This window comes from Pseudomonadota bacterium (assembly GCA_041395565.1).
Taxonomy (GTDB): Bacteria; Pseudomonadota; Gammaproteobacteria; order UBA9214; family UBA9214; genus UBA9214.
The window spans coordinates 284,080-309,699 of the sequence record JAWLAI010000002.1 but is presented as its reverse complement, the minus strand read 5'-3'; the positions used below and the strand labels follow the sequence as shown (position 1 = coordinate 309,699).

The 25,620-nt window shown below is 61.1% G+C and carries 23 protein-coding genes and 1 tRNA gene; 14 read left to right on the top strand and 10 right to left on the bottom strand.

The window, feature by feature from the left end:
• Window positions 1-24 precede the first annotated feature (24 nt).
• From R3F42_01510 to R3F42_01485, 6 genes are read left to right on the top strand one after another with little or no spacing between them, the layout of a single operon-like run.
• The gene (locus tag R3F42_01510; GenBank protein MEZ5540701.1) at window positions 25-2,676 is read left to right on the top strand and encodes a hypothetical protein; all 2,652 of its coding nucleotides are present in this window, start codon (window positions 25-27) and stop codon (window positions 2,674-2,676) included.
• A 38-nt stretch (window positions 2,677-2,714) separates the two neighbouring features.
• The gene (locus R3F42_01505; GenBank protein MEZ5540700.1) at window positions 2,715-3,488 is read left to right on the top strand and encodes an SH3 domain-containing protein; all 774 of its coding nucleotides are present in this window, start codon (window positions 2,715-2,717) and stop codon (window positions 3,486-3,488) included.
• Window positions 3,458-4,129, top strand: coding sequence for an outer membrane beta-barrel domain-containing protein (locus R3F42_01500; GenBank protein ID MEZ5540699.1), 672 nt, complete (start codon window positions 3,458-3,460; stop codon window positions 4,127-4,129). The genes R3F42_01505 and R3F42_01500 overlap by 31 nt, the downstream gene beginning before the upstream one ends.
• Window positions 4,130-4,139: 10 nt before the next feature.
• Window positions 4,140-4,646, top strand: a complete 507-nt coding sequence (locus tag R3F42_01495; protein MEZ5540698.1) for a TlpA disulfide reductase family protein — start codon at window positions 4,140-4,142, stop codon at window positions 4,644-4,646.
• Between the two features lie 9 nt (window positions 4,647-4,655).
• Window positions 4,656-4,880 (top strand): DUF4266 domain-containing protein, encoded by a 225-nt coding sequence (locus R3F42_01490; protein ID MEZ5540697.1) that lies wholly within the window; start codon window positions 4,656-4,658, stop codon window positions 4,878-4,880.
• Window positions 4,867-6,015 carry a DUF3570 domain-containing protein gene (locus tag R3F42_01485; protein ID MEZ5540696.1) on the top strand — a complete coding sequence of 383 codons (1,149 nt, stop codon included), beginning with the start codon at window positions 4,867-4,869 and terminating at the stop codon, window positions 6,013-6,015. The genes R3F42_01490 and R3F42_01485 overlap by 14 nt, the downstream gene beginning before the upstream one ends.
• 96 nt (window positions 6,016-6,111) lie before the next feature.
• Here R3F42_01485 and R3F42_01480 read toward each other — a convergent pair whose 3' ends face one another.
• The gene (locus R3F42_01480; protein ID MEZ5540695.1) at window positions 6,112-6,399 is read right to left on the bottom strand and encodes a ferritin-like domain-containing protein; all 288 of its coding nucleotides are present in this window, start codon (window positions 6,397-6,399) and stop codon (window positions 6,112-6,114) included.
• Window positions 6,400-6,444: 45 nt separating this feature from the next.
• Here R3F42_01480 and R3F42_01475 point away from each other — a divergent pair, with 45 nt between their 5' ends.
• Together R3F42_01475 and R3F42_01470 are read left to right on the top strand one after the other, a co-directional pair.
• A complete protein-coding gene (locus R3F42_01475; GenBank protein MEZ5540694.1) occupies window positions 6,445-7,449 on the top strand; it encodes an alpha/beta hydrolase in 1,005 nt (334 codons plus the stop codon).
• A 175-nt stretch (window positions 7,450-7,624) separates the two neighbouring features.
• Window positions 7,625-7,960, top strand: a complete 336-nt coding sequence (locus R3F42_01470) for a sulfur globule protein CV1 (GenBank protein MEZ5540693.1) — start codon at window positions 7,625-7,627, stop codon at window positions 7,958-7,960.
• Between the two features lie 50 nt (window positions 7,961-8,010).
• On the opposite strand, the gene R3F42_01465 is transcribed toward R3F42_01470, so the two are convergent.
• From R3F42_01465 to R3F42_01455, 3 genes are read right to left on the bottom strand one after another with little or no spacing between them, the layout of a single operon-like run.
• A complete protein-coding gene (locus R3F42_01465; GenBank protein MEZ5540692.1) occupies window positions 8,011-9,681 on the bottom strand; it encodes a tetratricopeptide repeat protein in 1,671 nt (556 codons plus the stop codon).
• Window positions 9,674-11,521, bottom strand: a complete 1,848-nt coding sequence (locus tag R3F42_01460) for a CRTAC1 family protein (protein MEZ5540691.1) — start codon at window positions 11,519-11,521, stop codon at window positions 9,674-9,676. Before R3F42_01460 ends, R3F42_01465 begins: the two co-directional genes overlap by 8 nt.
• A complete protein-coding gene (locus R3F42_01455) occupies window positions 11,514-14,393 on the bottom strand; it encodes a multiheme c-type cytochrome (protein MEZ5540690.1) in 2,880 nt (959 codons plus the stop codon). The genes R3F42_01460 and R3F42_01455 overlap by 8 nt, the downstream gene beginning before the upstream one ends.
• A gap of 561 nt (window positions 14,394-14,954) precedes the next feature.
• Between R3F42_01455 and R3F42_01450 the strand changes: the two genes are divergently transcribed.
• The 3 genes from R3F42_01450 (at window position 14,955) to R3F42_01440 (ending at window position 17,100) form a co-directional block, all read left to right on the top strand.
• Entirely contained in the window at window positions 14,955-15,593 is a 639-nt protein-coding gene (locus R3F42_01450; protein ID MEZ5540689.1) for a hypothetical protein, read from the top strand.
• Window positions 15,590-16,183, top strand: coding sequence for an acyltransferase (locus R3F42_01445; GenBank protein ID MEZ5540688.1), 594 nt, complete (start codon window positions 15,590-15,592; stop codon window positions 16,181-16,183). The genes R3F42_01450 and R3F42_01445 overlap by 4 nt, the downstream gene beginning before the upstream one ends.
• 149 nt (window positions 16,184-16,332) lie before the next feature.
• Window positions 16,333-17,100 carry a hypothetical protein gene (locus tag R3F42_01440; GenBank protein ID MEZ5540687.1) on the top strand — a complete coding sequence of 256 codons (768 nt, stop codon included), beginning with the start codon at window positions 16,333-16,335 and terminating at the stop codon, window positions 17,098-17,100.
• A gap of 21 nt (window positions 17,101-17,121) precedes the next feature.
• Here R3F42_01440 and nadE read toward each other — a convergent pair whose 3' ends face one another.
• The 5 genes from nadE to R3F42_01415 all read right to left on the bottom strand — a co-directional run bounded on the left by nadE (window position 17,122) and on the right by R3F42_01415 (window position 22,259).
• On the bottom strand, window positions 17,122-18,120 hold the full coding sequence (gene nadE / locus R3F42_01435; GenBank protein MEZ5540686.1) for an NAD(+) synthase: 999 nt from the start codon (window positions 18,118-18,120) through the stop codon (window positions 17,122-17,124).
• A 3-nt stretch (window positions 18,121-18,123) separates the two neighbouring features.
• Window positions 18,124-19,659, bottom strand: a complete 1,536-nt coding sequence (locus tag R3F42_01430; protein ID MEZ5540685.1) for a class I adenylate-forming enzyme family protein — start codon at window positions 19,657-19,659, stop codon at window positions 18,124-18,126.
• A gap of 7 nt (window positions 19,660-19,666) precedes the next feature.
• A complete protein-coding gene (locus R3F42_01425; protein ID MEZ5540684.1) occupies window positions 19,667-19,921 on the bottom strand; it encodes an acyl carrier protein in 255 nt (84 codons plus the stop codon).
• 22 nt (window positions 19,922-19,943) lie between these two features.
• Window positions 19,944-21,905: an asparagine synthase (glutamine-hydrolyzing) gene (gene asnB / locus R3F42_01420; protein MEZ5540683.1), complete on the bottom strand. Its 1,962-nt coding sequence runs from the start codon at window positions 21,903-21,905 to the stop codon at window positions 19,944-19,946.
• A 266-nt stretch (window positions 21,906-22,171) separates the two neighbouring features.
• A tRNA-Ser gene (locus tag R3F42_01415) sits at window positions 22,172-22,259 on the bottom strand.
• A 268-nt stretch (window positions 22,260-22,527) separates the two neighbouring features.
• On the opposite strand from R3F42_01415, the gene R3F42_01410 reads away from it, so the two are divergent.
• The 3 genes from R3F42_01410 (at window position 22,528) to mrtJ (ending at window position 24,113) form a co-directional block, all read left to right on the top strand.
• Complete coding sequence (locus tag R3F42_01410; protein MEZ5540682.1) at window positions 22,528-23,196, top strand: Bax inhibitor-1/YccA family protein; 669 nt, start codon at window positions 22,528-22,530, stop codon at window positions 23,194-23,196.
• Window positions 23,197-23,259: 63 nt separating this feature from the next.
• Window positions 23,260-23,661, top strand: a complete 402-nt coding sequence (locus R3F42_01405) for an SseB family protein (GenBank protein MEZ5540681.1) — start codon at window positions 23,260-23,262, stop codon at window positions 23,659-23,661.
• Window positions 23,662-23,666: 5 nt separating this feature from the next.
• Window positions 23,667-24,113, top strand: a complete 447-nt coding sequence (mrtJ, locus tag R3F42_01400) for a JDVT-CTERM system glutamic-type intramembrane protease (protein ID MEZ5540680.1) — start codon at window positions 23,667-23,669, stop codon at window positions 24,111-24,113.
• A gap of 88 nt (window positions 24,114-24,201) precedes the next feature.
• Here the strand turns inward: mrtJ and R3F42_01395 are convergent, their stop codons facing one another.
• The gene (locus R3F42_01395; GenBank protein MEZ5540679.1) at window positions 24,202-25,620 is read right to left on the bottom strand and encodes an FGGY family carbohydrate kinase; all 1,419 of its coding nucleotides are present in this window, start codon (window positions 25,618-25,620) and stop codon (window positions 24,202-24,204) included.

Here is a 25,620-nt window from a genome sequence, read left to right as displayed (position 1 = left end):
TGCTACGCGGAGAGCCGATTAGCCATGAATACCAATATCGAATCTGGAGTATATCCAATGAAAACAGCCGCTTGGAGGCTTGCCTTGCTCGCGCTGGTGTCGGTCGTACTGAGCGGGTGCGGCGGGACCGGCAGCGGTCAGGACCCGGACCCGCTAGTAGAGGATTTCGGTATCGCCTTCGTCATGCGACCACTGGCGTTCGATGCCGGCGGAGCACTGGTACAGCAGGATATTCGTACGGCAGAAGGATTCACCCCCGGCGGCGATCTCTTTTATCGTGACCTCGCATCTCCCAGTGCGCCTACGCACAACGTCACCGGCACCATCACGGGCGGACTGGGTGATGTCAAGGATGTAGAGGTGTCCTATGACGGTACCAGGCTGATATTTTCCCTGCGTCTGCCGGATATCCCCAATGCCACACGAGATGAGCAGAACAAGTGGGATATCTGGGAATACGATATACCGACCGACAGATTACGGCGTGTAACCACGGCGAATTCATCCATGGCTGGTGATGATATCGCACCACATTACCTGCCCGATGGAAGAATCGTCTTTTCGTCCAATCGGCAGCGTCAGTTCCGTGCTACGCTGACCGACGAAGGAAAAGGTACTGGTCCATTCTATGCAATGGACGAGAACCGAGCCGAGCACGCCATGATGCTGCATGTCATGGAGGCCGGCGATTTCGGTCCTCCCGGGCTACCGGATACACCCGGCGGCAATATCCAGCAGATTTCAATGAACGTCAGTCATGATCTAGATCCGGTCGTGCGCGCGGATCCGTCACATTCCGGCAGGATCATGTTCAGCCGTTGGGACAATATGGGTGGCCGCGAGCAAATCAGCCTGTATGAAATGAATCCCGACGGTACCGAGTTGCAGCTGCTCTACGGAGCACACAGTCATGCAACCGGCACCAACAACTCGACGATACAGTTTCTACAACCGCGCGAGATGGAGGATGGCCGCATAATGACGGTCATGCTGCCGTTTACCGGCACCAATCTTGGTGGTGATCTGACGCTGATCGACACAAGCAATTACATCGACAACACCTTCCCGACTGCGGCCAATACGGGGGTTTTGAGTGGACCGGCACAGGAGCCGGCTACCGGAATGGAGGTGCATACTGACAACTCGATCTCGCCAGGAGGCCGCTTCATGAGTGCGTGGCCACTCAATGACGGTACCAGCCGCGCATTGGTAAGCTGGAGCGCCTGCCGTGTCGTGGAGAATGGTCTCATCGTACCTTGCACCCCTGCCCGGCTCGCTGATCCTGCCGCAGTCGAGGCCGACCCCATCTATGGCGTCTATATCTACGACATGGATAACAATACCCAGATTCCAATCGTAGTTCCGCAGGAAGGCTTCGCCTATTCAGATGTCGTTGCTGTATCACCGCATCAGGTGCCGACTATCATTTTCGACAAGGTGCCCGGAGTCGATCTTGACTCGGAAGCGGCGGCCATGAATGCCGGGATACTGAATATTCGTAGTGTCTACGATGTCGATGGCGTCGACACCGCGGTGCCGGATATCGCGACGCTCGCCGATCCTGCGCTGACGACGGCCGCTGACCGCCCTGCCCGTTTTCTGCGAATCGTGAAGAGCGTTGGCATGCCGGATAATGATACCAAGCAGATACCCGGGACGGCGTTCGGCGCGAGCGCGCAACAGCTGATGCGCGAGATAGTCGGTTATGCCCCGGTTCAGCCCGATGGTTCCGTGCGCACCTATGTGCCGGCCAACGTGCCACTGGCGATCAGCGTGGTCGACGGCACTGGCAGACGCCTTTCCAGCCGTCACCAGAACTGGTTGCAGTTAAGGCCGGGCGAGGAAGTGCGTTGCAACGGTTGCCATGACCATACCAGTGGAACGCCGCATGGGCATCCCGAAGCACCGATATCGGCTTATGCCGGCGCTCCGGCAAACGGGCAGTTCCCGAACACCAACAACGCCAACATGCTGTTTTCCAACCCCGGCGAAAGCATGGCTGAGACGATAACACGCGTAATTCCGGATACCCTCCTGCCCTCCGCCGACCTGCATTATGTGGACTACTGGACGGATCCGACTGTGCGTACGCCTGATGCCAGCACTACGCTGGCATATGCCGCACTCACAACACCCGCACCGCAGTCGGCTGCCTGCCAGACCGGCAGCCCTCCTGCCTGGACCAGCCTGTGCCGGGCGATGATCCATTACGAAACCCATATACACCCGCTCTGGAGTGTCACTCGCGGCGTCGCCGGTGCCGATACCTGCATCAACTGCCATGCCAGGGCGGACAACATGGGGGCGGCCATGGTGCCGGCGGGCCAGCTCGACCTGACCGACGGGGTCGACCCGAATGTCCCTGAACACTTCAAGGCGTATCGGGAACTGCTGTTCCAGGACAATGCCGAGGAACTGGATGGTATGGGCGGTCTGCAGGACATCATGCAACCGACCGGCCCCATCGACCCTGTTACGGGCCTGCCGACACCGGAGCCGATCATCGTCAATCCACCGATGTCGCCGGCCGGCGCCCTCGCCAGCACTGCCTTTTTCGCGCCCTTTGCTGCAGGCGGCACGCACGACGGATATTTGACTCCTGAAGAATTGCGACTGTTGGCCGAATGGCTGGATATCGGTGCGCAGTACTACAACGATCCGTCGGTCGTTCCCTAGCCGTGACTGCGCGGTAACTTGTTAAAGTTGGCGAATTTGTGACGACTAATGCCGTTTGCATTGAAGCACTGGCCCATCTCCGTGTCATCGTTGCATGTCTGCTGCTATGTCTAGGCGTAACGGTAGCGCATGCAGATACGCCGTACTACGCGGTACGGATCGCGGAACCCTACATCGAGCTGCATACCGGACCGGGGCGCGGTTATCCAGTCTTCCATGTCGTGGACAGGGGCGAACTGGTCGAGGTCATCAAGCGCCGGACCGACTGGTTCATGTTGCGCACTGCCAAGGGCAAGGAAGGATGGGCGAGCCGCGCTGCGATGACGTTGACACTGTCGCCGGAAGGCGAACCGACGCAATTCGCTGAGGCGGAGCTCGGTGATTTCACGCGTCGACGTTGGGAAACGGGATTCATGTCCGGCGACTTCGAAGGTGCGAACGTCATGTCGGTATACACCGATTATTACCTGACGCCGAACCTTTCCGCCGAGCTGGTCCTGTCTCAGGTGTTCGGTAACTTCTCAGACGCCCTGACGGCGAGCGTTAACCTGCTGGCGCAACCGTTTCCGGAATGGCGTATATCCCCGTATTTCCTGCTCGGGACAGGTGCAATCTATACGGATCCGCACGTAACGCTTGTCAATGAACGCGATCGTACAGAGCAGATCAGCAATGTCGGTTTGGGTCTGCGCGGCTATCTGACCCGCAGATTCATCCTGCGGGCTGAATACCAGAATCATGTCATCTTCCAGAACAAGGATGACAACCAGGAGATCAACGAATGGAAAGCCGGATTTGCATTTTTCTTCTAAAGTCGGCGGCATTGACACTGCTGCTCGGCCTGGCAGGCGGTTGTTCCATGCTGCGCACCGAGGAGCCGGAGGTGTACTCGGAATCGGAACCCGTGATAAAGCCGGGGCTGGAACGGCGCACGATAACCGAGGCCGACATCGACAGCGAGGATTTCGAGGTTGGTGCCTTCGTGGGTGTAATGAGTATCGAGGATTTTGGCAGCAACGCGGTGTACGGTGTGCGCGCAGCCTATCATACGACGGAAGACTTCTTCTTCGAACTGGCAGCGGGCACCACGCAGGCCGGCAAGACGAGCTATGAAACTCTCAGCGGCGGCGCCCAGCTCCTCACCGACAGCCAGCGCGATCTCTATTATTACAATATCTCACTGGGTTACAACATCCTACCCGGTGAAGGCTTCATTGGCAGCAGCTATGCATTCAACAGTGCGCTGTACCTGATCGCGGGCGCCGGCAATACAGAGTTCGCCGACGACAGTCATTTCACATTCGATATAGGTGCCGGCTACCGCTTCCTGGTAAACGACTGGATTGCGCTGCACATCGATTTCAAGGATCACGTGTTTGAATCGGATCTGCTGGGTACCGCCAAGTATACCCATAATCTGGAAGGCACACTGGGACTGACCGCTTTCTTCTAAGGAGTATGCCATGAATCTCAAACTAGCCACGTTCAGGAATTTCAGCCTTGCGACATTGTTCATTCTGTTGTCCGCGTCCGCACTCGCCGGTATCGAACAGTCCCCTGCCCCGGACTTCACACTGAAAAGCGCCGGCGGTGACAATCTGCGGCTCAGCGAGTTACGCGGCGAGGTGGTCATGATCAATTTCTGGGCGTCGTGGTGCGGTCCCTGCCGCCAGGAAATGCCGATCCCGAGCGAACTGCACGACAAGTACAAGGCAATGGGATTCACAGTGCTCGGCGTTAACGTCGAGGAGAATTCAACAGCTGCGAAGAAAATGCTGCAGGAAATGCCGGTCAGCTTCCCGGTACTGTTCGACAATGACAGCACCGTAAGCAAGCAGTATGACGTCGTGGCGATGCCGAGCACCGTGCTGGTCGATCGCGACGGCAAAGTACGCTATCTGCACAAGGGCTATAAGCCGGGCCTGGAAAATACCTATGTCGAGCAGGTGCGTAGCCTGATCAAGGAGTAACCTGCCACCATGCGCCTGCGCCTTTACGGTCTACTGGCAATGCTGCTGGTCCTGGCGGGATGCGGTACGCTCGAACCATGGGTAAAGCCCTACGAGCGGGCCCATCTCGCCGATCCCATCATGAGTTTCGAACGCGATCCTGTCTCGGGCGCATATATTACGCATGTCTACCAGGCGCGCGAGGCTGCGCGCGGAGCCGAAGGCGGACATGGAGGTGGTTGTGGCTGCAACTAGCTTATGCAAGCGGCTGCAACTGACGGCCATATTACTCTGTACGTCGCTGGCAGCCGATGCAGGTGTGCTGCCAGACGACCGTGCCGACGTTCTGTATCATTCCTACGAAGGTGGCGGCGTTGAGATCAACGGTCCTTCCGTAATGGTGCTGAAAAAAATTGGGCAGAATGTTGCGCTGAATGGCAACTACTACGTCGACTCGATCAGCAGTGCTTCGATCGATGTCGTGACCAGCGGCGCCAGCGCATACACTGAGGAGCGCAAGGAGTTTACCGGCGGTGCTGATTACCTACATGGAAACTCGACAATCAGCGTGTCCTATACCAACAGCACGGAGAATGACTACGAGGCTAATACCGCGAGTTTCGGTATCAGCATGGATATGTTTGAAAACATGACGACGGTATCGATGGGTTATATTCGAGGCTGGGATACGGTCCAGAATAATCTGGATGATACATTCTCGCGCGATGTCAACCGGCAAAACTACAAACTCGGCCTGTCACAGGTCATCACCAAGGACATGGTGATGGAACTCAACTATGAAGGCATTACCGACGAGGGGTTCCTGAACAATCCCTATCGAACGGTGCGTTGGTACGATGAGCTGAACAATACTTCCGGTACCCAGCCGGAGATGTATCCCAATACCCGCACCAGCAGCGCAGTCGCTCTGCGTGCCCGTTACTACTTGCCATATCGTGCAGCCATTTCAGGTGAATACCGGTATTTCACTGACACCTGGGGCATCGATGCGCACACCCTGGAAGCGGGATATACCCACCCACTCGCAGGTGGCTGGACTGTCGACGGCCACTACCGCTATTACACGCAGGGGGCAGCCGACTTCTACAGTGATCTTTTCCCGCATGAGGATGCGCAGAATTTCCTGGCGCGTGACAAGGAGCTGAGCACCTTCAGCAGCCACACATTTGGTGTGCGCTTGAGTTACGACTTTCTCGAGAACGGCTGGCACTCGCTTGAACGCGGCACGGTAAATGTGGCCTGGGATCACATCATGTTCAATTACGACGATTTCAGGGACCTGCGGGTTGTCTCCCCTGTGCCTGGCGAGGAACCCTTCTACAGCTTTGCCGCTGACGTTTTTCAGCTGTATCTTTCGGTCTGGTTCTGAGTATGCTCATCCGCCGCCTGCTCCGGATGCCTGCAACTAACACCTAGCAATCAGTGCGCAGGTGTCTGGTCAGTAATGGCTTGCCGGCGGACTGGTTCAGCCGTGCGCAATTTCCTTCTTGGTGAACAGGTAGTCCTTCAACTCCTTGTCAAAAGCTGGATCCCGGCGCCGAATCCATTCCAGCACCATGGCGGCATGCTCTTTTTCCTCATCCCTGTTATGTGCCAGGATGGCCCTGAGTTCGGTGTCCTTGCACGCATCGACCCGCTGGTTGTACCAGTCAACGGCTTCCAGTTCCTCCATGAGCGAGGTAATGGCGCGATGCATGTCGCGGGTTTCATCCGAGAGTTCATCGAGCGGTTCGTGGTATCCTTCATTAGCCATGGTGCATTCTCCGTTTAACTACAAATATCATTCAAATTCGGGCAAGTGAGCCAGCGCCTGTTAGTCCTCGTCGCCCTATTCCTGGCAGCATGCGCCGGGCCGCAGATCCAGTCTGATTCGAATACTACACAGGCCGCTGCCCTATATCCACAAGCAGCCGTGATGGCTGACGGCTACCGGCTGCCGCTTGCCATGTACCGCCCTGCGGGCAAGCCCCGGGCCATAATGTTGGGGCTGCATGGCTTCAATGACTACCACAATGCATTCCGCGAGCCTGGCCGCTATCTGGCTGCACGCGGCATCTTGACGGCTGCCTACGACCAGCGCGGCTTTGGCGCGACCGAACAACGTGGAATCTGGCCGGGACGGAATGCCCTGCAACAGGATGCCGCAACCGTTGCACGACTGCTGTGCCGGCAGTATCCCGGGACCCCGCTATACCTGCTCGGCGAGAGCATGGGTGGCGCGGTCAGTATCATGACCGCGCAACCGGGCGAAGATGACTGTATTCAGGGCGTAATCCTGGTTGCACCTGCGATCTGGGGATGGCAGACCATGCCGCTGTGGCAGGCAACGGTTCTCAGGCTCGCTGCGTGGTTATTCCCGGCGAGCCGGGTTACCGCTGACGGGCTTGATATCAAGCCTTCTGACAATATCGAGATGCTGCGTGCGCTCGGCCGTGACCCCATGGTTATCAAGGCGACACGTATCGACACGCTCTACGGTTTGACCGGATTGATGGAGGAGGCCTATCGCAACAGCGGTAACGTGACCCGACCTGTATTGCTGCTTTATGGCGAACACGATGAAGTCATACCACGTACTGCGATGTGTCGGTTGCTCACCGGGCAGAGTGGTCTGCGAGATGTTGCCTGGCGCCTGGTGCTGTATCCGGAGGGATATCACATGCTGACACGTGACTTGCAGGCAGCTACCGTGCTCAACGATATCGCAGCCTGGATTACCGGCGGACGGGATGCCGTGCTGCCCTCGGGATTTGCAGTGTCCCCCGGTGGCGGCGCGCTTGATGTCTTCTGTGCAGGAACCTGATAAGCCACTGATAAAATTGATCTGTGTCAATTATTGCTAACAATCCTGCCGTCTGGCGTTACGTAGCAGCAGACAGTTCGCTAACGCGTTTTTATAATTGGGTGTACACGGGTGTATCGCGTATACAGCGTGGATTGTTGGTTATTCATTCTGGTATGAGTTGGAGGAACTACTAATGAACAAGGTAGCAAAACTCGTTGCCTCTGCTGCGATCGCCGGTTCTGCCGTACTCGCGGCGAGCCCGGCCAGCGCATGGTGGGGTAACGACTATTGGGACGGTCCCTGGGGTTATCCGGGCTACTGGGGCGGTTACCCTGGCTATGGCGGCTGGGGCGGTTATCCCGGTTACGGCTGGGGCGGCTATCCCGGTTACGGCTGGGGCGGCTATCCCGGCTACGGCTGGGGCGGCTATCCCGGCTACGGCGGCTGGGGTTATCCGGGTTATGGGTATGGCTATCCCGGCTATACCTACACTGCACCGACCACACCGTCGACCAGCACCGCCAAGTAAGACCATCGGGTCTGACGATCAAGGCGCGTCCAAGAGGACGCGCCTTTTTTTTAATACGGCTTGGGTGTCGGATAGTCGCGGAAAACGTCGGCCGGACGCGTCCGTGGTGCCTGCAGCAAACGCCAGCTAAACAAGGTCTCCGGCCTGGGAATCTGGCCCGCCTGGTACGCGTCCAGCGCCTCGCGCAGCCGGCTGATTTCCGCGGGCATCATCCAGATGGCATCCGATACCAACGCCTGCTGCTCGGCCACCGCCTGTTCGAATTCTCCCGCAGCGGCGTGCGCCAGCGCCAGCAGCTCGCGCCGCGCCGGACCTGACTGTTCGGCGAGCCTGTCTGCCTCGACGACTGCCTGCCCGGGGTCACAGCCCGGTCCGGTGTCGTTGCAGGCCAGCATCTGGATGCGCAGAAAGCGCAGTGGTAACTGGTCGGGGAAGCGTTGCAGGGCGCTGCTCATGACCGCCATGATCTCGCTGCGGGCATGTCCGGCCTGCAGCAGTGCACCTGCATAGGCCAGATAGGCTGCGAGATTCTCCGGATCTGCGGCGAGCGTGGCAGCAAAGTGTGGTAGCGCCTTGGCTAGTGCTCCGCTGCGGTAATGGTGATTGGCCAGATAGAAGTTGGCGCCGGCATGCGCGGGATCCAGTTCGATGACCTGTGCGTAGTGTTTCAGTGCGATTGCGGTTTCCCCGGCCTCCTCCGCCAATATTCCGAGCAAAAATATGGCAAGGATATTATCGGGGCCCTGCTCATGCGCCATGCGTAGCTGTTCCTTGGCCGCAGCCGTGTCGCCACTCAGATAGAGGGCGCGCGCATAACTGATGCGGGCTTCGGTATCGTCGGGTTCCCGTGCCAGCCCGAGGGCAAAGGCATCGCGGGCGCCGGTGTAATCCCGCTGCTTGATCGCTTTCATGCCCTGGCTGAAGTGGCTGCGGGAACCAAGTCGAAGCGATTGCAGACTTTCAATCAGCGGATCTGTAAATGTGGGAAGCCGGTCCCCGACCTGGGTTGCCTGCTTGCGGGCTTCCTCGTCGCGGCCGGCTGCACGCAACGCCTGTGCCAGCGGGTAATGGATCCGGGATGCATCAGGTTGCAGCGTCAGCGCCCGCTCGAACTGCAGGATCGCCTCATCGTGTTCTCGTCTGAGCATGGCGATCTGGCCAAGACCGAATGCCGCCGCGGCTTCCAGGCCGCGGCTGTCCGCGACTTGCCGGTAGGCCTCCAGGGCCTTGTCCTGCTCATTGAGATCACGCCAGGTATCGGCCAGACGCAACGTCACGGCGAGATAGTCAGGTCGCAGCGCTTGTGCCTGCTGGTAACGTTCGGCAGCTGCCGCCGTTTCGCCGTTGAGCGTGGCCAGATAAGCATGCAGGTAGGTCCAGCGGAAGGCGTCGGGTGCCAGTACGCGCGCATTATGCAGGCAGACATCCGCAGCCGAGTATACGTGTTGAACAAGATACAGGGAGCCCAACTCGCCGTAGGCATCTGCAATTTCACTATCGGGATGAGGCTGCACGACAGTGTCTACTACGTTCTGGCGTGCCTGTGCGAGCTGGTCGCGTGCGTCCCGATCCAGCGTGTCTGTCGCGACTGTCGCCAGCGCCTCAAGCTTTCCCGCCAGGTCGCCGGGCAGACTCGAGAGTGCATCGGCCTGCGCTTCCTGTGCGCTGACGAACAGGAAAATGGCGGCGGCCAGCAGTCGGTGTAGCCCCTGGTCAGTCATGCTGCTGTAGCGAAGCTGCCTGCGTCACGGTGATTGTGGTATCCACCTGCCCGACCGGTACCGTCTGAACCTCGCCGCCTGGCCATGTGATCCGGAGGGTATCGATTACCGTGTCAGTACCGAGGCCGAAGGTTACTGGCAGTTCCACCTGCGACAGATAACTGCGTGTCGGCATGACGACATGCCGCTGGATCGTACCACCCGCACGCAGCTCCACTTCTGCGCCAATGGCATCGCGGTTAGCGCTGGTACCGACCAGCTTGAGTCGCAGCCAGTGATGCCCGAGCTGCTGTTCGTTACGGAACAGCACCGCGGTACGGCCATTCTGATTTACCGCGATATCCAGGTCGCCGTCCTGGTCGATATCGGCGTAGGCTGCGCCCCGACCAACCATGGGCTCCGAGATGTCACCGGGAGAATCCACCAGCTGGAATCGGTTCCGGCAGGCGTCGCCGCAGTTCCAGAACAGCTGAGCAGGCTGTGCATAGGTCTGACTGGGTTGCACCACGCTGATCTCTGTCTCCAGATGGCCATTGGCCTGGAACAGGTCAAGCCGCCCGTCCAGGTCATAGTCGAAGAAGAACAGGCCAAAGGTCAGTGCCAGCCGCGATGCCGGTCCGAACCCCTCGAGCACCGCCTCGTCGGCAAATGGAGGCCTGCCGCCGGCCGTGACGTACAGCGAACTCATTTCGTTGGCAAAATTGCCTATGCCGACGGCGAGATCATCGTCATTGCGATACCATGCGCTATCGATGCCCATGGCGCCTGTTGCCTTGCCGTTGCGGTCATATGCGATGCCCTCGAGCACGCCGATTTCCTCGAATCTCCCCTGCCCCAGATTATGAAAGAGGAAATTGCGGGTGGTATCGTTGGCGATGAACAGGTCGATCAGGCCATCGCGATCGTAATCGACCGGAGCGACCGCGAGTGTCTTGCCGACCGCAACACCCGTATTGGAATCACGCACCAGCATGCCGGCGGCTTCCGTGATGTCGGTGAAGGTGGCATTGCCGTCGTTGCGGTACAACCGGTTCTGCGTACCGTAGAAGTGGTTGGGTGCGCCGATCGCTCGCCCGACGCCGGTGAGGCGGAAATCGATTTCCATGTCGATCTCGCGAGACCACTCGACATAGTTGCCCACGAACAGGTCAAGATCGCCGTCATTGTCGATATCGACAAAGGCTGCCGCAGTACTCCAGTCAGTTGCACCGCCGGCCGTCGCGGTTGCAGCGGTGACATCGCTGAACCGACCGTTGGTGTTCTTGAGCAGGTGATTCGGTCCCAGCGCGGTGAGATAGATGTCGGTCCAGCCGTCGTTGTCGTAATCGCCGACTGCGACACCCATGCAGTAACAGGTCAGCGCCAGCCCGGATTCCTGCGTGACGTCGGTGAAGCTGCCGCTGCCGTCGTTACGGTAAAGTGCCTGGATGGGCGGCGTGCCATGCGACTGTCCGGGAAACCAGGCCGAATTAACCAGCAGCAGATCCTGGTCGCCGTCGTTGTCGTAATCCAGGAAGGCGACACCGCTGCCGATGGCCTCCGGAATGAGTTTCTCGCCGTAGGCTCCGTTGGTGTGCGTGAACGCGATACCAGCAGCGCGGGCGATATCCGCGAAGGTTGCTGCCGGCGGACGGGGTTCCCCCGCCTTGTCATCGGCCACGGGTACAACGGGGCCGGATTCGACTACAGGTGCCGGTGTTTCCGGTCCGCGATCCAGGTACCAGACCAGCCCACCCGCGCCGGCTGCGAGTGTGAGGATTACCGCGAGCGAGCGATAGAAGGCGCTGCGGATGATGTGCTCGCCGTGCGGTTGCCGCTCCGGGCGGTTCTGGTTATTCACCTGAGTGCATTTCTCCTGCTAGTAGTGGTGGAAGTGTAACTTCATGTGAACCCCTGCCGGTTTGATCTGTGTCAGGTGGTATTCCGGCTACCGGCCGTGCTGTTCCGCACACCGCTCCGGCGCCAGGCCGGACAGTGAAGCCGCCGGCATCCCGTTGCAGCGAATAGATTGCGATTTCGGAGGCCGCATGATCGGCTGCCGCGTTGGTGCTGCGATGGCGGGTGACGGCCTGCTCAATGGCGCTGTCGTCGCGGCGGAATTTTTCATGCAGCGCGCGATGCTCATCTGCGTGCGCCTGCCTGTCTTGCTGCGAATAGACCAGCGCCAGGTTGAAATGTGCCGCCGCATCCTCCGGATCGATGACCAGGGTCTTTTCGAACCAGGAGCGTGCCGCCTCCAGCAGTTGTTCGCGTGCCGTCTGTTGTCCGGGGGCGCGCAGCTGGCGTGCACGCTCGTAGAGAGTGCGACCCAGTTCGTTCAGCACCCGGGTGTCATATGAGAAGTCGTAGCCGCGCTGTTGTGCGAGCACGAAGCGGTTGTCGACGATGGTCTTGAGCGCATCGATAGCGGCCTCGAGTTGGCCGTTCTGACGATCGATCAGGGCACTGTACCAGGCAATGGTCCAGGGCGGTGCCGGCTGCTCGCCGTGGCCCGCGCGCACCAGCGCCGCGGCTGCTTCGTCCAGGCGGCCTTCCTTGAAGTAGACGCGCGCCAGGTTCAACGCACCGTACCCCTGGCCCAGCGATTCCACCTGCTTGAAGGCCTGCTCCGCCTGGCGCAGTTCGCCCTTGGTCGAGCCACTGTCACCCTCGCGCAGCAGTCCGATGCCGTAGTCGTTCCAGCGTTCGGCCACTGCAATATCCCGATCCTGCTCGGCCTGGCCGGAACCGCTGCCGGCGAGCGGTATGCTGACTTGGTCGCTCGCGAGAACGGTGACCGGCAGATCATTGCAATGGAAATCATCACCCTGTACGTAGCGCAGGTACGTCGTATCGAACTTGCGGTAGTTGAGGCGTGCCTCCAGCGTGATATCGCCGCTGGCATCAGCGGGGATTTCCAGCAGGTAATGCACCACGGATGCGGCACCGGGCGGGATCTGGTGATTGTAGAGCGCGACGAAGATGTCCTGCCCGTTGCGCCGGTCTATGCGGTTACCATGACGGTCCAGAACATAGGCATTGGCGAAATACGACCACGGATCGACCGCACCGCTGGCGTCCATGCTGCCGCTGTGGCCGATCACGCTGTCGCCGCTGGTAGCGGCCACCTCCAACCAGAGTTCGTTCGAATCGGCGGTGCCCTCGGTCATGGCGTGACCCATGCCCGTGGTGCGGACGACGATTTCGATCAGGTAGCGCTTGCCGGGTTGCAGCACCGGCACTTCAGGACGTAACGGGGCATGCAGTGCACCGTCGATGTGCCCGTCTTCCTTGATGGCGAAGATATCGACCCGCGCTGCCTTGCGCATCTGCTTCTGCTGGGCCGCGACAACTGCTGCAGGCAGGTTGGCCAGCGTCGCGACGCCGGTGTTGGCCCCCGGAAACTGGTGGCTGTGAATACTGTGCTGGCCGCTGCTGTCGAAATCGCGCGCCGCCGGATCATCCGAGGCCTCGAGCGGCATGTGGCACTCGCTGCAGCGCGGGATCGCCTGCGGCGGATAGTAGAAACTGTCCACACGGTGGCCCGAGACACCGCTCTGCAGGAAACTGTCATAGTGATCCTGTCCACGCAGCCACCGATAGTGGTTCACTTCTTGCGTCAGACTCACTTTATGGCAGAGCGAGCAGAACTCTGCCGAGCGGTGCAGCGGCTTGAGCAGGCTCTTCTTGTGCAGCTCGGGTTTCGCCCGTATCAGCAGGTGGTTGATGCCGGTCAGCAGGCCGGACTCGCTGAAGGCAAACGGATAGCGTGGCGGATCTGCCAGCGTGTAGTCGCCATTGCCGCGCGGGCTGTTGATCTGGGTGATGGCATGGCAGGCCATGCAGGTGATGCCGGCCTGGCCGGTCGGGTCATGTTCCAGGTCATAGCCGGGATCGTCGAAGCGGCCACTGAACAGCGGCACCGGATCGTGGCAGGCGGCACAAAAGCGCGACACGCCGACCGAGCCGTCGCGCTCGAGTACGACCCTGCGTGTCTCCTCCACGCTGAATTTGTAGGCCTCGTTGTTCATGGAGCTGAAGCGGTGCATGCTGTGCTCATGCGTGCGCGCAATCTCTTCATGGCAGGTGGCACAGGTCGCATCCGTCATCAGGTGCTCCGGCGGAATCGGGGTGGTGCCTGCCACATGCGCGAACGAGGGTGAGCACACGATCCCGGCTGGCGCCTGTTCGCGGCTGCCGGTACCGGCCTGCATTGCGACCATCAGGACCGCAAAGACCAGCGCGAGCCCCGACCAGCGCAAGCCCTTGCGCCAGTGTATGGGAGGGCCAGCCAGCCGGTGCAGCACGAACAGCCAAATCACCACGAGCGGGCTGAGGACATGAATCCAGTAACCGATCCGCCGTATGTCCGGATCGTTGAGTTCGAAAAATTCGAATCGGGTCAGCAGCAGGCCGGTCAGCAGCAATACCAGCGCGCTGATGAACAGTGCGATACCGGCAGTGATCGCGGCGCGGTTCGGTCGTTGCAACGCACGTCGCATGTGGCCGACCCCGAACCACAGGAACGGCACGATCATAACCAGGCCCAGCACCAGGTGTGCCAGGAACATCATGAGGTAGAAATAATCCTGGTACAGGCGACCGCTGGTTTCTTCCAACAGCGTGATCGCGACCAGGTATACGGAATTGACCGCCATCAGCGCGAACATCAGGAATACCGATGCCAGCAGCTTGCCGAGGCGTTGGGTGATAACCGGATTTGCAGTATCCATGTCCGTGCCGCGCGGGGAGTGGATGAAAAACTATTTAATTCATGAGGATGGGCAATGTTACTCGATGCATGATCAGGTTTGTACTGAATCGTCGCAGGATGTCATGACAGACCCGCAGGATAAAACCCCGCTGGTGTGGGCTTATTGCCGATCACGTGCTGCTGACTTTGCAGTCTAGGATGGCCGGAGTCAATGCCCGCGCACTGCCTGCACTGCCGTAGGGCCGTTATTCGACAAACAACGCCGGCCTCCGCTAGCGGGATCTGCGTCCGGATATGCCTGTCGTGAGGTTTGCAGCAGCAGCTGCGTGTCTGCTGACACCGGCCGGAAGGCGCTGTGCTTGCCCCACCTGCACGCTCGTGCCAGCGCCGGGGCCGCTCGCGATCTCTGTCTTAACCCTATGATAATGAATGATATGGTTGTTATAATGGGTCGAAGCGCCGAGGTGCTGCCGTTAATGCGCGGATCGCTGCCGGTCGGGCGCGCTGAATCACTCACTGGGCTGGCCGATACCGATCCTGGACAGCGTCTATCCCTGCGCCCACATCGCGTACCAAGACTATGACACACCTGCTAACCCGAGCCATACAGAAACTGCGCTCCAATCCGCGTTACGTACTAGAGTGGGCAACGGCAGCGCTGCGGGGTACCGCCTACGCGGTCTTTTTCCGCCTGTTCCGGAGACAGGTCCGGATTCAGCTGCCGTTTCTGGTGTCGGCACCGGTGAGTATCCAGGGACCGGGCGCGGTTTTCATCGGGCGCGGTTGTGCCGTGCGCTGGAATGTTTTCGATGGCCTCAACATCACCACCCTGTCTGCTGATGCGAAGGTGGAGATAGGCCCGCGCTGCAATCTCGGTGGCATTACCATCCGTTGCAAGAACCGCGTCACCATCGGCGCACAGGCCATGTTCGCCAACTGCTTGGTCCAGGATACACCGTTCTGGTCCCGCAGCGGGTCGCATTCCGGGCGTGCATCCGCCGAACCTGCGGTCCCGGAGGGAATTACGCTGGGCAGCCAGAGCTGGCTCTCGAGCCAGACGGTCGCACTCGACGGATGCCATGTCGGTGATGAGAGCGTGTTGAGTCTGGGCGCCGTGTGCTGCCGGCAGCGCGTGCCTTCGAGGCATGTGGCTTTCGGTAATCCGGTCGATCGCTTCCTGAGCATCGAACGCATCGAAAATCTGCTGAGGGTGACATGAGGGACTTGCTTGCACGGCTGCGCGGAATGCTGTTCCGTATCTCCCAAACCGGCAGAGGCTCGCGTATCTGTATCGGCAGGGGGCTGCGGCTTTACTGCAAACTCGAGATCTGTGGCGCGGGCAGGGTCCGACTCGGGGATGATTGTGTGGTGGCCGGGATCCCGGGTGACAACCGTCATTACGTGACCCTGTATACCCATAGCCCGGATGCGGAGATCTCGATCGGCGCACGCGCCAGATTGTATGCCGGGAGGATTTCTTCGAGCCATGGAATCAGCATCGGCGATGACCTGCTGATGGAGGAATCCGGGATCATGGATACCGATTTCCACGCCATCACACCGGACCGTGGTCCGCCGCAGGAGCGCCCGGAACAGTGCCGTGTCCGGATTGGGGATCGGGTATCGATCGGTGCGCGCAGCATCATCGCCAAGGGCGTCTCTGTCGGCGACGATGTTTCTATCTATCCCGGCTCCATCGTGACCAGGAATATACCCGCCGGCCTGACCATCGCCGGCAATCCCGCAAAACCGCTGCGAGTCGGGGCTGAACCTGAATCGCAGCCACGGCAGCGACGGGCTGCAACCTGATGCCCTGACCGGCCAGGCATGGGAATCGTGGCAGGAGAAGCCTCGTCGTGGCTGCAATGAAATCGGCATGGTTGGGGATCGCGCTGGGTCTGCTTGCAACAGCGTGCGGCCAGGATCACAGGGTGCTGGAGGAAAGGACCAGGCAGGCTATGAACGACATCGACGCAGGACAATTGGCGGTGCTGGCCAGGCAGCGGATCTATTTCGGGCACCAGTCTGTCGGCCAAAACATTCTGGCAGGTATGCATCGGCTTGCCGCAGCGAATCCCGACCTGCACCTCAATTTCGTGCATCTGGGATCGTCTGGTACGGCAGAATCACCCGCGGCGCTGGGGGATGATGGCTGGTTCGCGGATTCCTACATCGGCAGCAATGCAGACCCCGCTGCCAAGAACCGCGACTTCGCCGCCACGGTTGCAGCCCTGCCCCGCATGGATTTCGCGTTTGCCAAGTACTGTTACCTCGACATTGGCCCTGCTGCAGATGTCCAGACCGTATTCCGACATTATCAGGAGACATTGGCGGCGCTCAGGGCGGCACATCCGGACATCACCTTCGTTCATGTGACCGCGCCGCTGACGGTCCTGCAGCGCGGCCCCAAGGCCTGGGTGAAGCAACTCATCGGCCGCGACATCAGTGGCCATGCAGACAATATTAAGCGCCACGAGTACAACGAACTGCTGCGCCAGGCGTATCTGGGCAGGGAACCGCTGTTCGATCTCGCGCGCCTGGAATCGACACGGCCGGACGGAACGCGGGTGACATTCGAAGACGGCGGCCGCACCTACTTTGCGCTGGCACCCGAGTACACGCCGGATGACGGGCATCTGAATGCGCCGGCACAGGCGTATGTCGCCGCGAAACTGCTGGGGTTCCTCGCCAGTCTGACGCCACGGCAGGCGCCGGCGCACCGCTAGTCGACCGCCACGCGACAGCCACTATTGGTGCAGTTCCGGAACGGTCGCCACCAGGACCGGAGCGGCATGCAGGTAGCGGGTAGCGCGGCGTTTCGCCTCGATGTCCCGGTAGATGAACTCCGCAGCTGTTGGCGCCAGGTCCAGCGCCGGAGCCAGCTCGCCTGCCGGTATGCCGTGGTTGTGAGCCCAGAGCGCGATATCCATCTTGTCGTAGGGCAGCGCGAAATAGAATTCATCCTGACCCTGTTCCAGGCTGTAGGTGTCCGTGGTCGGCGTTGCCGAGCAGATCTCCTCGGGTAATCCGAGGTGGCGTGACATGGCATATACCTGGGTCTTGTAGAGATGGGCTATGGGCTTGACGTCGGCCGCTCCATCCCCGTTCTTCACGAAGAAACCCTGGTCGTATTCGAGCCTGTTGGGGGTCCCGATAACCGCATAGTTCAGCCGGTCGGCATGGAAGTATTCGATGGTCTTGCGGATCCGCTGCTTGTAGTTGGTGGCCGCGACGATCTGGAGATACTCCCGCAGCGGCAGTTGATATTCCTGTGTCAGCCCGTCCGGGGCGCGGACCACGAGCGCGAAGTGATTCACCTGGCCATGGGCCCCGCCGCGGATGACGATCTTGTTTTTCCAGCCGTCACCGTATGCCGGCGCCACGGCCCGAATGGCCTCGTCGCGCCAGTGATAGCAGCCGATCGCTTCCAGCGTGGGTGCGATATCGTGTACCAGATAGGAGATGCCGAGGTGCTCCGCGAGGAGCCTGCCGCGTTGCAGGCTGTGCGGCGACGAGTCGCGCTCTGGCAACAGCAGGCCGAAGACCTTGCGACTGCCCAACGCATGCACACACAATGCAGCGCTGACCGAACTGTCGATGCCACCGGAAATGGCGACCACCAGGCCGCGCCGGTGCAGGTCCTCGCGCAGGATCTGTTTCAGGCGTGCTGCGATACGCCCGGCTTCCGCCGCGCAATCCAGATTCAATACGTCCGCGGCGAAGCCGCTGCCAGTCTGTTGCGTCATGTTCTACTCCGGTGCGTCCTGCAGCCTGAAGCGCTGCACCTTGCCAGTTGCTGTTTTTGGAATCGCGCGCGCGAATTCGATGATCTTCGGCACCTTGTAGCCCGCCAGATGCTCACGACAGTGCCGCTTGATACGCCTTGCGTCGGGTTCGTAACCGGATGCCAGGACTACCACCGCCTTGATGCTCTGTCCCAGTATCGCGTCGGGTATGCCCACGGCAGCCACCTCCTCGACACCCTCGAGTTCCAGTAGGATCTCCTCGATCTCAGCCGGGCTGATACGGTTCGCCCCGCACTTGATCATGTCCGAAGTCCGCCCGGCCAGGTAGAGATAGCCGTCTTCATCGCAACTGGCCAGATCACCCGTGCGCAACCAGCCGTCGGCAATACAGGCCGCAGTCGACGTCCCGTCCTTCCAGTAGCCCAGCATGATATTTTCGCCGCGCGCCTGGATTTCCCCGACGCTTCCAGGTGGCACGGGATTGCCCTGGCGGTCCACGACGCGGATGCTCACACCGGGTATGGCGACGCCCACCGATCCCATCTTGCTGTCCAGCATGGCGGGTGGCAGGTATGTCAGCCGCGCACTGGCCTCGGTCTGGCCGTACATGACGAAGAAGCGCGTATGTGGCAATGCGCTGCGCCATTGCCGGATCGCAGCCGCTGTCATTGGGCCACCCGCCTGGGTAGCATAACGCAGGTTGGACAGATCGTAATCCGCCAGCCGCACCCGCTGCAGCAGCAGGCTGAAGGTCGATGGCACGCCCGCGAATCCCGTGACCCGCGCGGCCGCCATGGTGGCAACGACCTCGTGCGGATAGAGCAGGCTGTTCTCCAGCACCACGCTCGCGCCGACGGCGAGGTGGGTGTGCAGCACCGAGTTGCCGTAGGAATAATGGAATGGCAGGACGTTCATGACACTGTCGCCGGACGTGAGGTCAAGGTAGGACAGGATGGAACGGGTGTTTGCACACAGGTTCCGGTGGCTGAGCATGACGCCCTTGGGCTGACCGGTCGTGCCGGAGGTATAGATGATCGCGGCCAGCTCCGCCGCAGCCGGCTGCCCGGGCAACTCGCCGCGCAGGCCGCCGTCGGTGACGATGGCCGTCCAGCGCGCATAAGGCTCCGGCGTGTTGCAGGCGTCCGCTGGTCCGGTATCGATCCAACGTATCGAGGTCCCCAGCTGAACGACCAGTGACCGGAGCTCGGGATGCCGATGGCTGGCGATCAGCCATTGCGATTCGCTGTGCCGGATCCAGTTGGCGAGATCACGTGCCCGGCTTGCCGTGTTCAGGGCGACCACCACGCCGCCGGCCAGCATCACTCCGTAGTAGGCGATTGCATAGACCGGCGAATTATCCAGCAACAGGGCAACGTGCGCCCCGGGCCGCAGGCCGGATGCACGGAGCAAGCCGGCCATGATGCTGGCCTGCTCCCACAGCGCTCCGTAGCTCAGGCGTGTGTCCCTGTGCACCAGGGCGGCATTGTCGGGTGTGCGCTGTACCGAGGCGTGAAGTAGGCTTGCGAGCGTGTCGGTCATGTCGCAATCAGCTGACGCTGCGCTGCTTTTGCCCTATGAAGTTGACGATCCGTTCGACCGAATCGAGGTTCTCAGGAATCATTTCCTCGGGTGCCACCTTGATGCCGAATTCCTCTTCCAGGAACAGAATGACCTCGAGGATGCCGGTGGAATCGAGTATGCCCAATTCCAGGAAGGAATCGGAATTCGTTAACGCGGATTCATCGTCGGTAAACAGATAGTTTTCGAGGATGTACTCGCGCACCTGGCGTTCTGGCAACATGTGAAAACACCTAACTGATTGATTAGACGATATCGGCACGGTGGCCTGGGAGCTTGATCCGCTGCTCGAACTGGTCCACGAACAGGTGATGCCAGGCCTGTGTCGAGAGAATGCTGCTGAAGGCCATGTTGTCCTTGTAGCCGATTGCCCTCCCCCGCCGGATCTTGGCGCGCAGCAGCTGTACCTTGCGGCTGTCAAAATAGCCGGTGCGGCGGATCATGGCATCGTCGAGCAGGGCATCGACGTAGGCGGGTGCCTGTGCCGAGCAGAAACTCGGGATGTCCGGCGCACGGTAGGGTTGCTTGTAGCGTTCGAGGATGGCGTCCGGCAGGTAACGCCGCATGGCCCGCTTGAGCAGGAATTTCTCGTTCAGGACCCGCATCTTGAGTCTCGGGTCCAGGCGATTGCAGTATTCGATGACCCGGTGATCGAGGAAGGGGTAGCGCCCCTCCACCGAATGCTGCATCAGCATGCGGTCACCCTGAGCCGACAGCAGGTATCCTGCCAGCAGCGACCTGGCCTCCAGGTACTGGGCGCGGTTGAACGGATGCCACGCGTCCAGCGCGGAGGGCAAGGTTCTGGTAATGCGCCCGACGGCATCGTCTGCCAGTCGCTCGCGGGTCTGTGCAGAGAAGAACTCCTTGCACCTGGCCGTGGTGTTCCAGCGCGGGATATGCGAAAAAAACGGGGAATCAGGCTGATCGAGCCCTGCGCCGAAAAAACTCTGCAGGTAGTTCAGCGAACTCGCCTGGCTCATGTCGAGGTAGGGATAGAGCCTTTTCAGCAGCAGGGGGCGGCAGTGCGAGGCCGGATCGCGCGCCCAGAACTGGCGGATCTTGGATTCCTTGAAAATGTCGTAACCGCCCAGGACCTCGTCGGCGCCCTCACCCGTAAGCACCACCTTGTAGTGTTCGCTGCGCACCAACCCGGAAAGTATGCCCATCGGCACCGGTGCCATGCGCACTACGGGGCTCTCGATGTGCCAGATTGCGTCGAGAAAGCGCGCTGCGATCGCGTCCTGACCGCATTGCACCATGCGGTGATCCACCTGCAGATGCTCGATCATCAGCCGTTGATAGCGGCCCTCGTCCAGCCCCGGATCGTCGAAGCGGATGGAGAAGGTGCGCAACGGCGCAGTGCTGACATGCTGAATCAACGCAGCCAGTACCGAGGAATCCAGGCCGCCCGACAGATAGGCGCCCACCGGCACGTCGGAGCGCAGGCGAATACGTGTTGCATCGGTGAGCAACGCGTGCAGTTCCTCGGCCTGTGTCTCGATGTTTCCCTGGTGATAGGCGTTGTCCTCCGGGAACTGCCAGTCCCAGTAGCGGAGCCGCGTCACGCGGCCGGCATGCACGACCAGCATTTCGCCGGGACCAAGGGACCTGACGCCCGTAAACATGGTGTCCGGAGCTACGGGCGCCCAGAATGTCAGTAGCTGATCGAGCGCATCAACGTTCAACTCGGGACGCCGTCCCAGGCCGGACAGCAAGGCCTTTACCTCGGAGGCGAACAGCAGCCGGTCACCGTCCTGCGCATAGAACAGGGGCAGGATCCCGGGGCGGTCCCGTACCAGTATCAGGCGCTTCCTGGCGCAGTCCCACAGCGCGATCGCAAACTGCCCGTTGAGCCGGGTCACGAAATCCGTTCCGTACTCCTCGTACAGATGCACGAGGACCTCGGTATCCGTTCGGGTGTAGAACCGGTGGCCGCGCGTGATCAGCGCTTCGCGCAGTTCGATGTAGTTGAAGATTTCGCCGTTGAATGCGACCCAGACGGTTTTATCCTCGTTGTGGATCGGCTGTTGCCCGCCGTCCAGGTCGATGATACTGAGGCGTGCATGACCCAGACCCGTCACGGCATCGCGATAGTAGCCCGTGCCGTCCGGCCCGCGATGACGCAGCATGCCTACCATCGCTTCGAGCAGCGCCTGATCGATGTGAGGACCCTCGCCCAGGTTGCTGATGCCTGCTATACCACACATGATCCCATGCCGCTGCCGGCCTGCTGTGCTCCTGTTGCCAATATGCTGATCGCCGGAACGAGCCGTAGTCGCGGATGGCGCATCGGCACACCCTGCACGGCTCGATTACACTGGCACGCCAAACCTGAGGTTGTTTGTACCGCCGGCACCGGATCAAGGCCGCGCCTGCGCGCGGCGTAGACCGGATCGAACCTGGCTCGGGTGCGGGTCTGCCCTGCGTGCTGCGCTCTACGACTGATCCCGCCGGGGCCGTCGTGCGCTCGATATGGCGGAGAGGGTGGGATTCGAACCCACGGACCGTCGCCGGTCAACGGTTTTCAAGACCGCCGCTTTCGACCACTCAGCCACCTCTCCTGGTTTGGGCCAGCGTCCTGCCGCTTGCTGCCGGCGGCCGCTGCGTCGCTCCACCGGCGGATTCCCGACGGGCGGGCCGCTCGCCCGGCAGCGGCGTGACACGGAAGAATACCGGAAGCGTCCGCGCCGTGGCCAGCGAATTGCCATGGAAATGACGTGTTTAGCAAGTTGCTGTTTGGCGCGTGGCTGTATATTCTTAGTGAACCGCTCGGGTATTTGCTTGTCATATCCGGCAGCGAAGTTTAACAGCCAAGGAGTTAGCTACAACATGAGCATGATTGAAAAGACCGTAATCCGTTCTGAACAGTCAGTGCTGGCCACCAACAAGGTGCTGCGCAATACCTATGCCCTGCTGTCGATGACCCTGCTCTTCAGCGCCTTATGCGCCGGCGCGGCCGTCGCCTTCAAGATGCCTCCGCTGGGCATGCTCGTCACCATGGTGGGATACTTCGGCCTGCTCTTCCTGACCACGCGTTTCAGCAACAGCGGCCTCGGCCTGCTGTTCGTGTTTGCGCTGACCGGCTTCATGGGACTGACGCTCGGCCCGATCATCAGCATGTACCTGTCGATTCCAAACGGTGATCAGGTCGTTATGACCGCCATGGGCGGTACCGGCATCATCTTCCTGGGCCTGTCCGGTTACGTACTGACCACCCGCAAGGATTTCAGCTTCATCGGCGGTTTCCTGATGGTCGGCATCCTGGTGGCGTTCCTGGCGGGCATCGCCAGCGTGTTCCTCCACATGCCCGGCCTGTCGCTGGCCGTCTCCGCCATGTTCGTGCTGCTGATGTCGGGTATGATCCTGTACCAGACCAGCGAGATCATCCACGGCGGCGAGACCAACTACATACTGGCCACGGTGACACTGTTCGTGTCCATCTACAACCTGTTCCTGAGTCTGCTGCAGTTGCTAGGAGCGCTGGGCGGCGACGAGTAATCGCACCTCCCCCCAACCCGACTGGCCCCGCCCCGCGGGGCCAGTTTTTTTCAGGATGTCGTAATGCACGATTCATTCGACGCGCGTAACGAGCTGGAAGAGAAGCTGCTGGCGGCCCAGGAGGGCCAGCTCAGTGACGCGGATTTCATGCATTATCTCATGGATACCCAGGTATTCATGCCGGTGCGTGACCAGCTCGGTATCGGCGGATTCACGGCCAGCAGCAAGGCGGTTCCGCTGACGCTCAAGAGTGAGGACGGCATCGAGGTCCTGATCCTGTTCACCAGTCCCGAGCGGGCCAAGGACTTCGTTAGCGACTTTCCCGGCTATGAGGGGGGGTTGCTGGCGGAATTCAGCTGGGTGCTGGACCGGATCGGGAGCGGTGTCGGCATCTCGATCAACCCGAACTGGCCGGTCGGCTTCGATCTCGAGCCGGAGCTGATCCAGCAACTGAAAAGCAACTGAAGCGCTTGAACGCACCGGCTGCACTGGCACGGGACGGTCTGTTCTATCTGGCGCTGCTGGCGGGACCGCTTTGCTGGCTGGCTCTGTTCCCGCTGCTCGCCCCGCAGCCGGCCTGGGGCTGGCCACTGCGCCAGCCTGCATTGTTCCTGATGCCGGCGCTGGTCTACCCGGTGCTCGAAGAGATCGCCTTCCGCGGACTGCTTCAGGAACTCCTGCGCGAGCGCCTCGGCGCGGGCGCGCTCGGGCCGTTGACCCATGCCAATCTGCTCACCAGCGCGGTGTTCACCCTGCTGCACTTCCTCAACCACCCGCCACTGTGGGCGGCACTGGTGCTGTTGCCATCCCTGGTGTTCGGTTATTTCAAGGATCGCACGCGGGCGCTGACCGCACCGGTCATCCTGCACGTGTTTTACAACAGCGGGTTCCTCTGGCTGTTTGCCGCGCCCGGTTAGGGCGCGGAGTGAGCTGCCCTGGCGGCGCCCGTCCAACGCGGCCGCAACCGCGGCGCTGCGCCGGACGCGCAACGGCAGCCATGTTCTGTTACGTCCGGGACTCGAGGATGTCGATGAAGCGTGCGTAACGCGCGCGCAGCGCGGGATCGTCCCCGGGCAGGAAGCTGCTGCTGGTGCCTGCTGCCGGCCAGTCGACGCTGACGCCGGCCGCCTGCCAGGCAATGCCGCGTGCGGTGGCCTCCACTTGCGGCGGGCGCTGTACCGTCAGCCCCGAGAGATCGGCCAGTTTCTGGCACAATGCATCGAGGTTGGCCAGGCCACCGCTGACGCGGATCTTGTCGATAACGGGATGCGCCTTGCACAGTAGTGTGATGTTGGCCTGGAGCAGGAAGACAATACTCTCGAGCACCGCCACCATGGCCTCGGGTGCGGCGATCCCCGCCCGTTCGAACCGGGGTTCTGTTCCGGAACGCCACCAGGGGGCGCCCAGTCCGCCGACGGTGTTGATGAACAGCGACGGTATGCGGATCTCGTCCAGCCAGGCCGGTAAAAGCTGCTCTAGCCCGTCGAGCGCGAACCGCTGCGCTGCCCAGCTTAGCGCAGCACCCGCACCGTTGACCGTGCCTTCGAGATAGTACCGCGCCTCTGCGGCAGTGCTGCTGGCGATGCCGGCGAGCAGTCCCGCAGGGCGCCGCGCCGGCTCGTCGATCGGCATCAGCGCGAAGGCACCGGTACCGATATTGACCAGGATGGTGTCCGTGCGCGGACTGCCGAGTGCATAGAGTGCTGCAGTCTGGTCACCGTTCACCGCACGCAGCGGGATCCTGCCGGAGACCAGGCGGCCGTGGTCGGCACGGATCGGCCGGCACTGCGGCAGTGCCGCCCGCGAAATTCCGAACAGCGCCAGCAAGGTCGGGTCCCAGTCACGTGAGCGCAGGTTCCACAGCAGGGTGCGGGCGGCATTGGCGTGGTCGACGGCGGTGGGTCGGCCCTCCAGCAGGTGGAAGAGCAGGAAGCTCGCCAATGGTCCCAGCAGCAGGCGTCCCTCCTGCGCCGCAGCCGCCACCGCAGGGATATGGTCGAGCAGCCAGCGCATCTTGCCGGCGCCGTAATGCGGGGACAGACGCAGCCCGGTGCGCTGTGCGATCTCCGTTTCGTGCGTAGCCAGTGCCGCGATCAACGCGGTGCTGCGGCGATCCTGCCAGCTGAGCACCGGTGCCAGGGCCTGTCCCGTGACGCGGTCCCAGGCCACGACACTGGAACGCTGTGTCGCCAGTCCGGCAGCGGTGATCGCACGCCCCGCCAGCGCAGGATCGGCCAGTACCTGTGCCAGCACCGTGTGTAACGAGGCGCGTATCTCTGCTGCGTCCTGTTCGACCGCTTCGTGGCTGTGGGTCTGCAGGGCGACGGCCTGGCGGGCCTGCGCGATCGCCCTGCCCTGCGCGTCGAAGACCAGTGCCCGTGTCGCGTGCGTCCCCTGGTCGATGGCAAGCGTCAGACCGTCCAC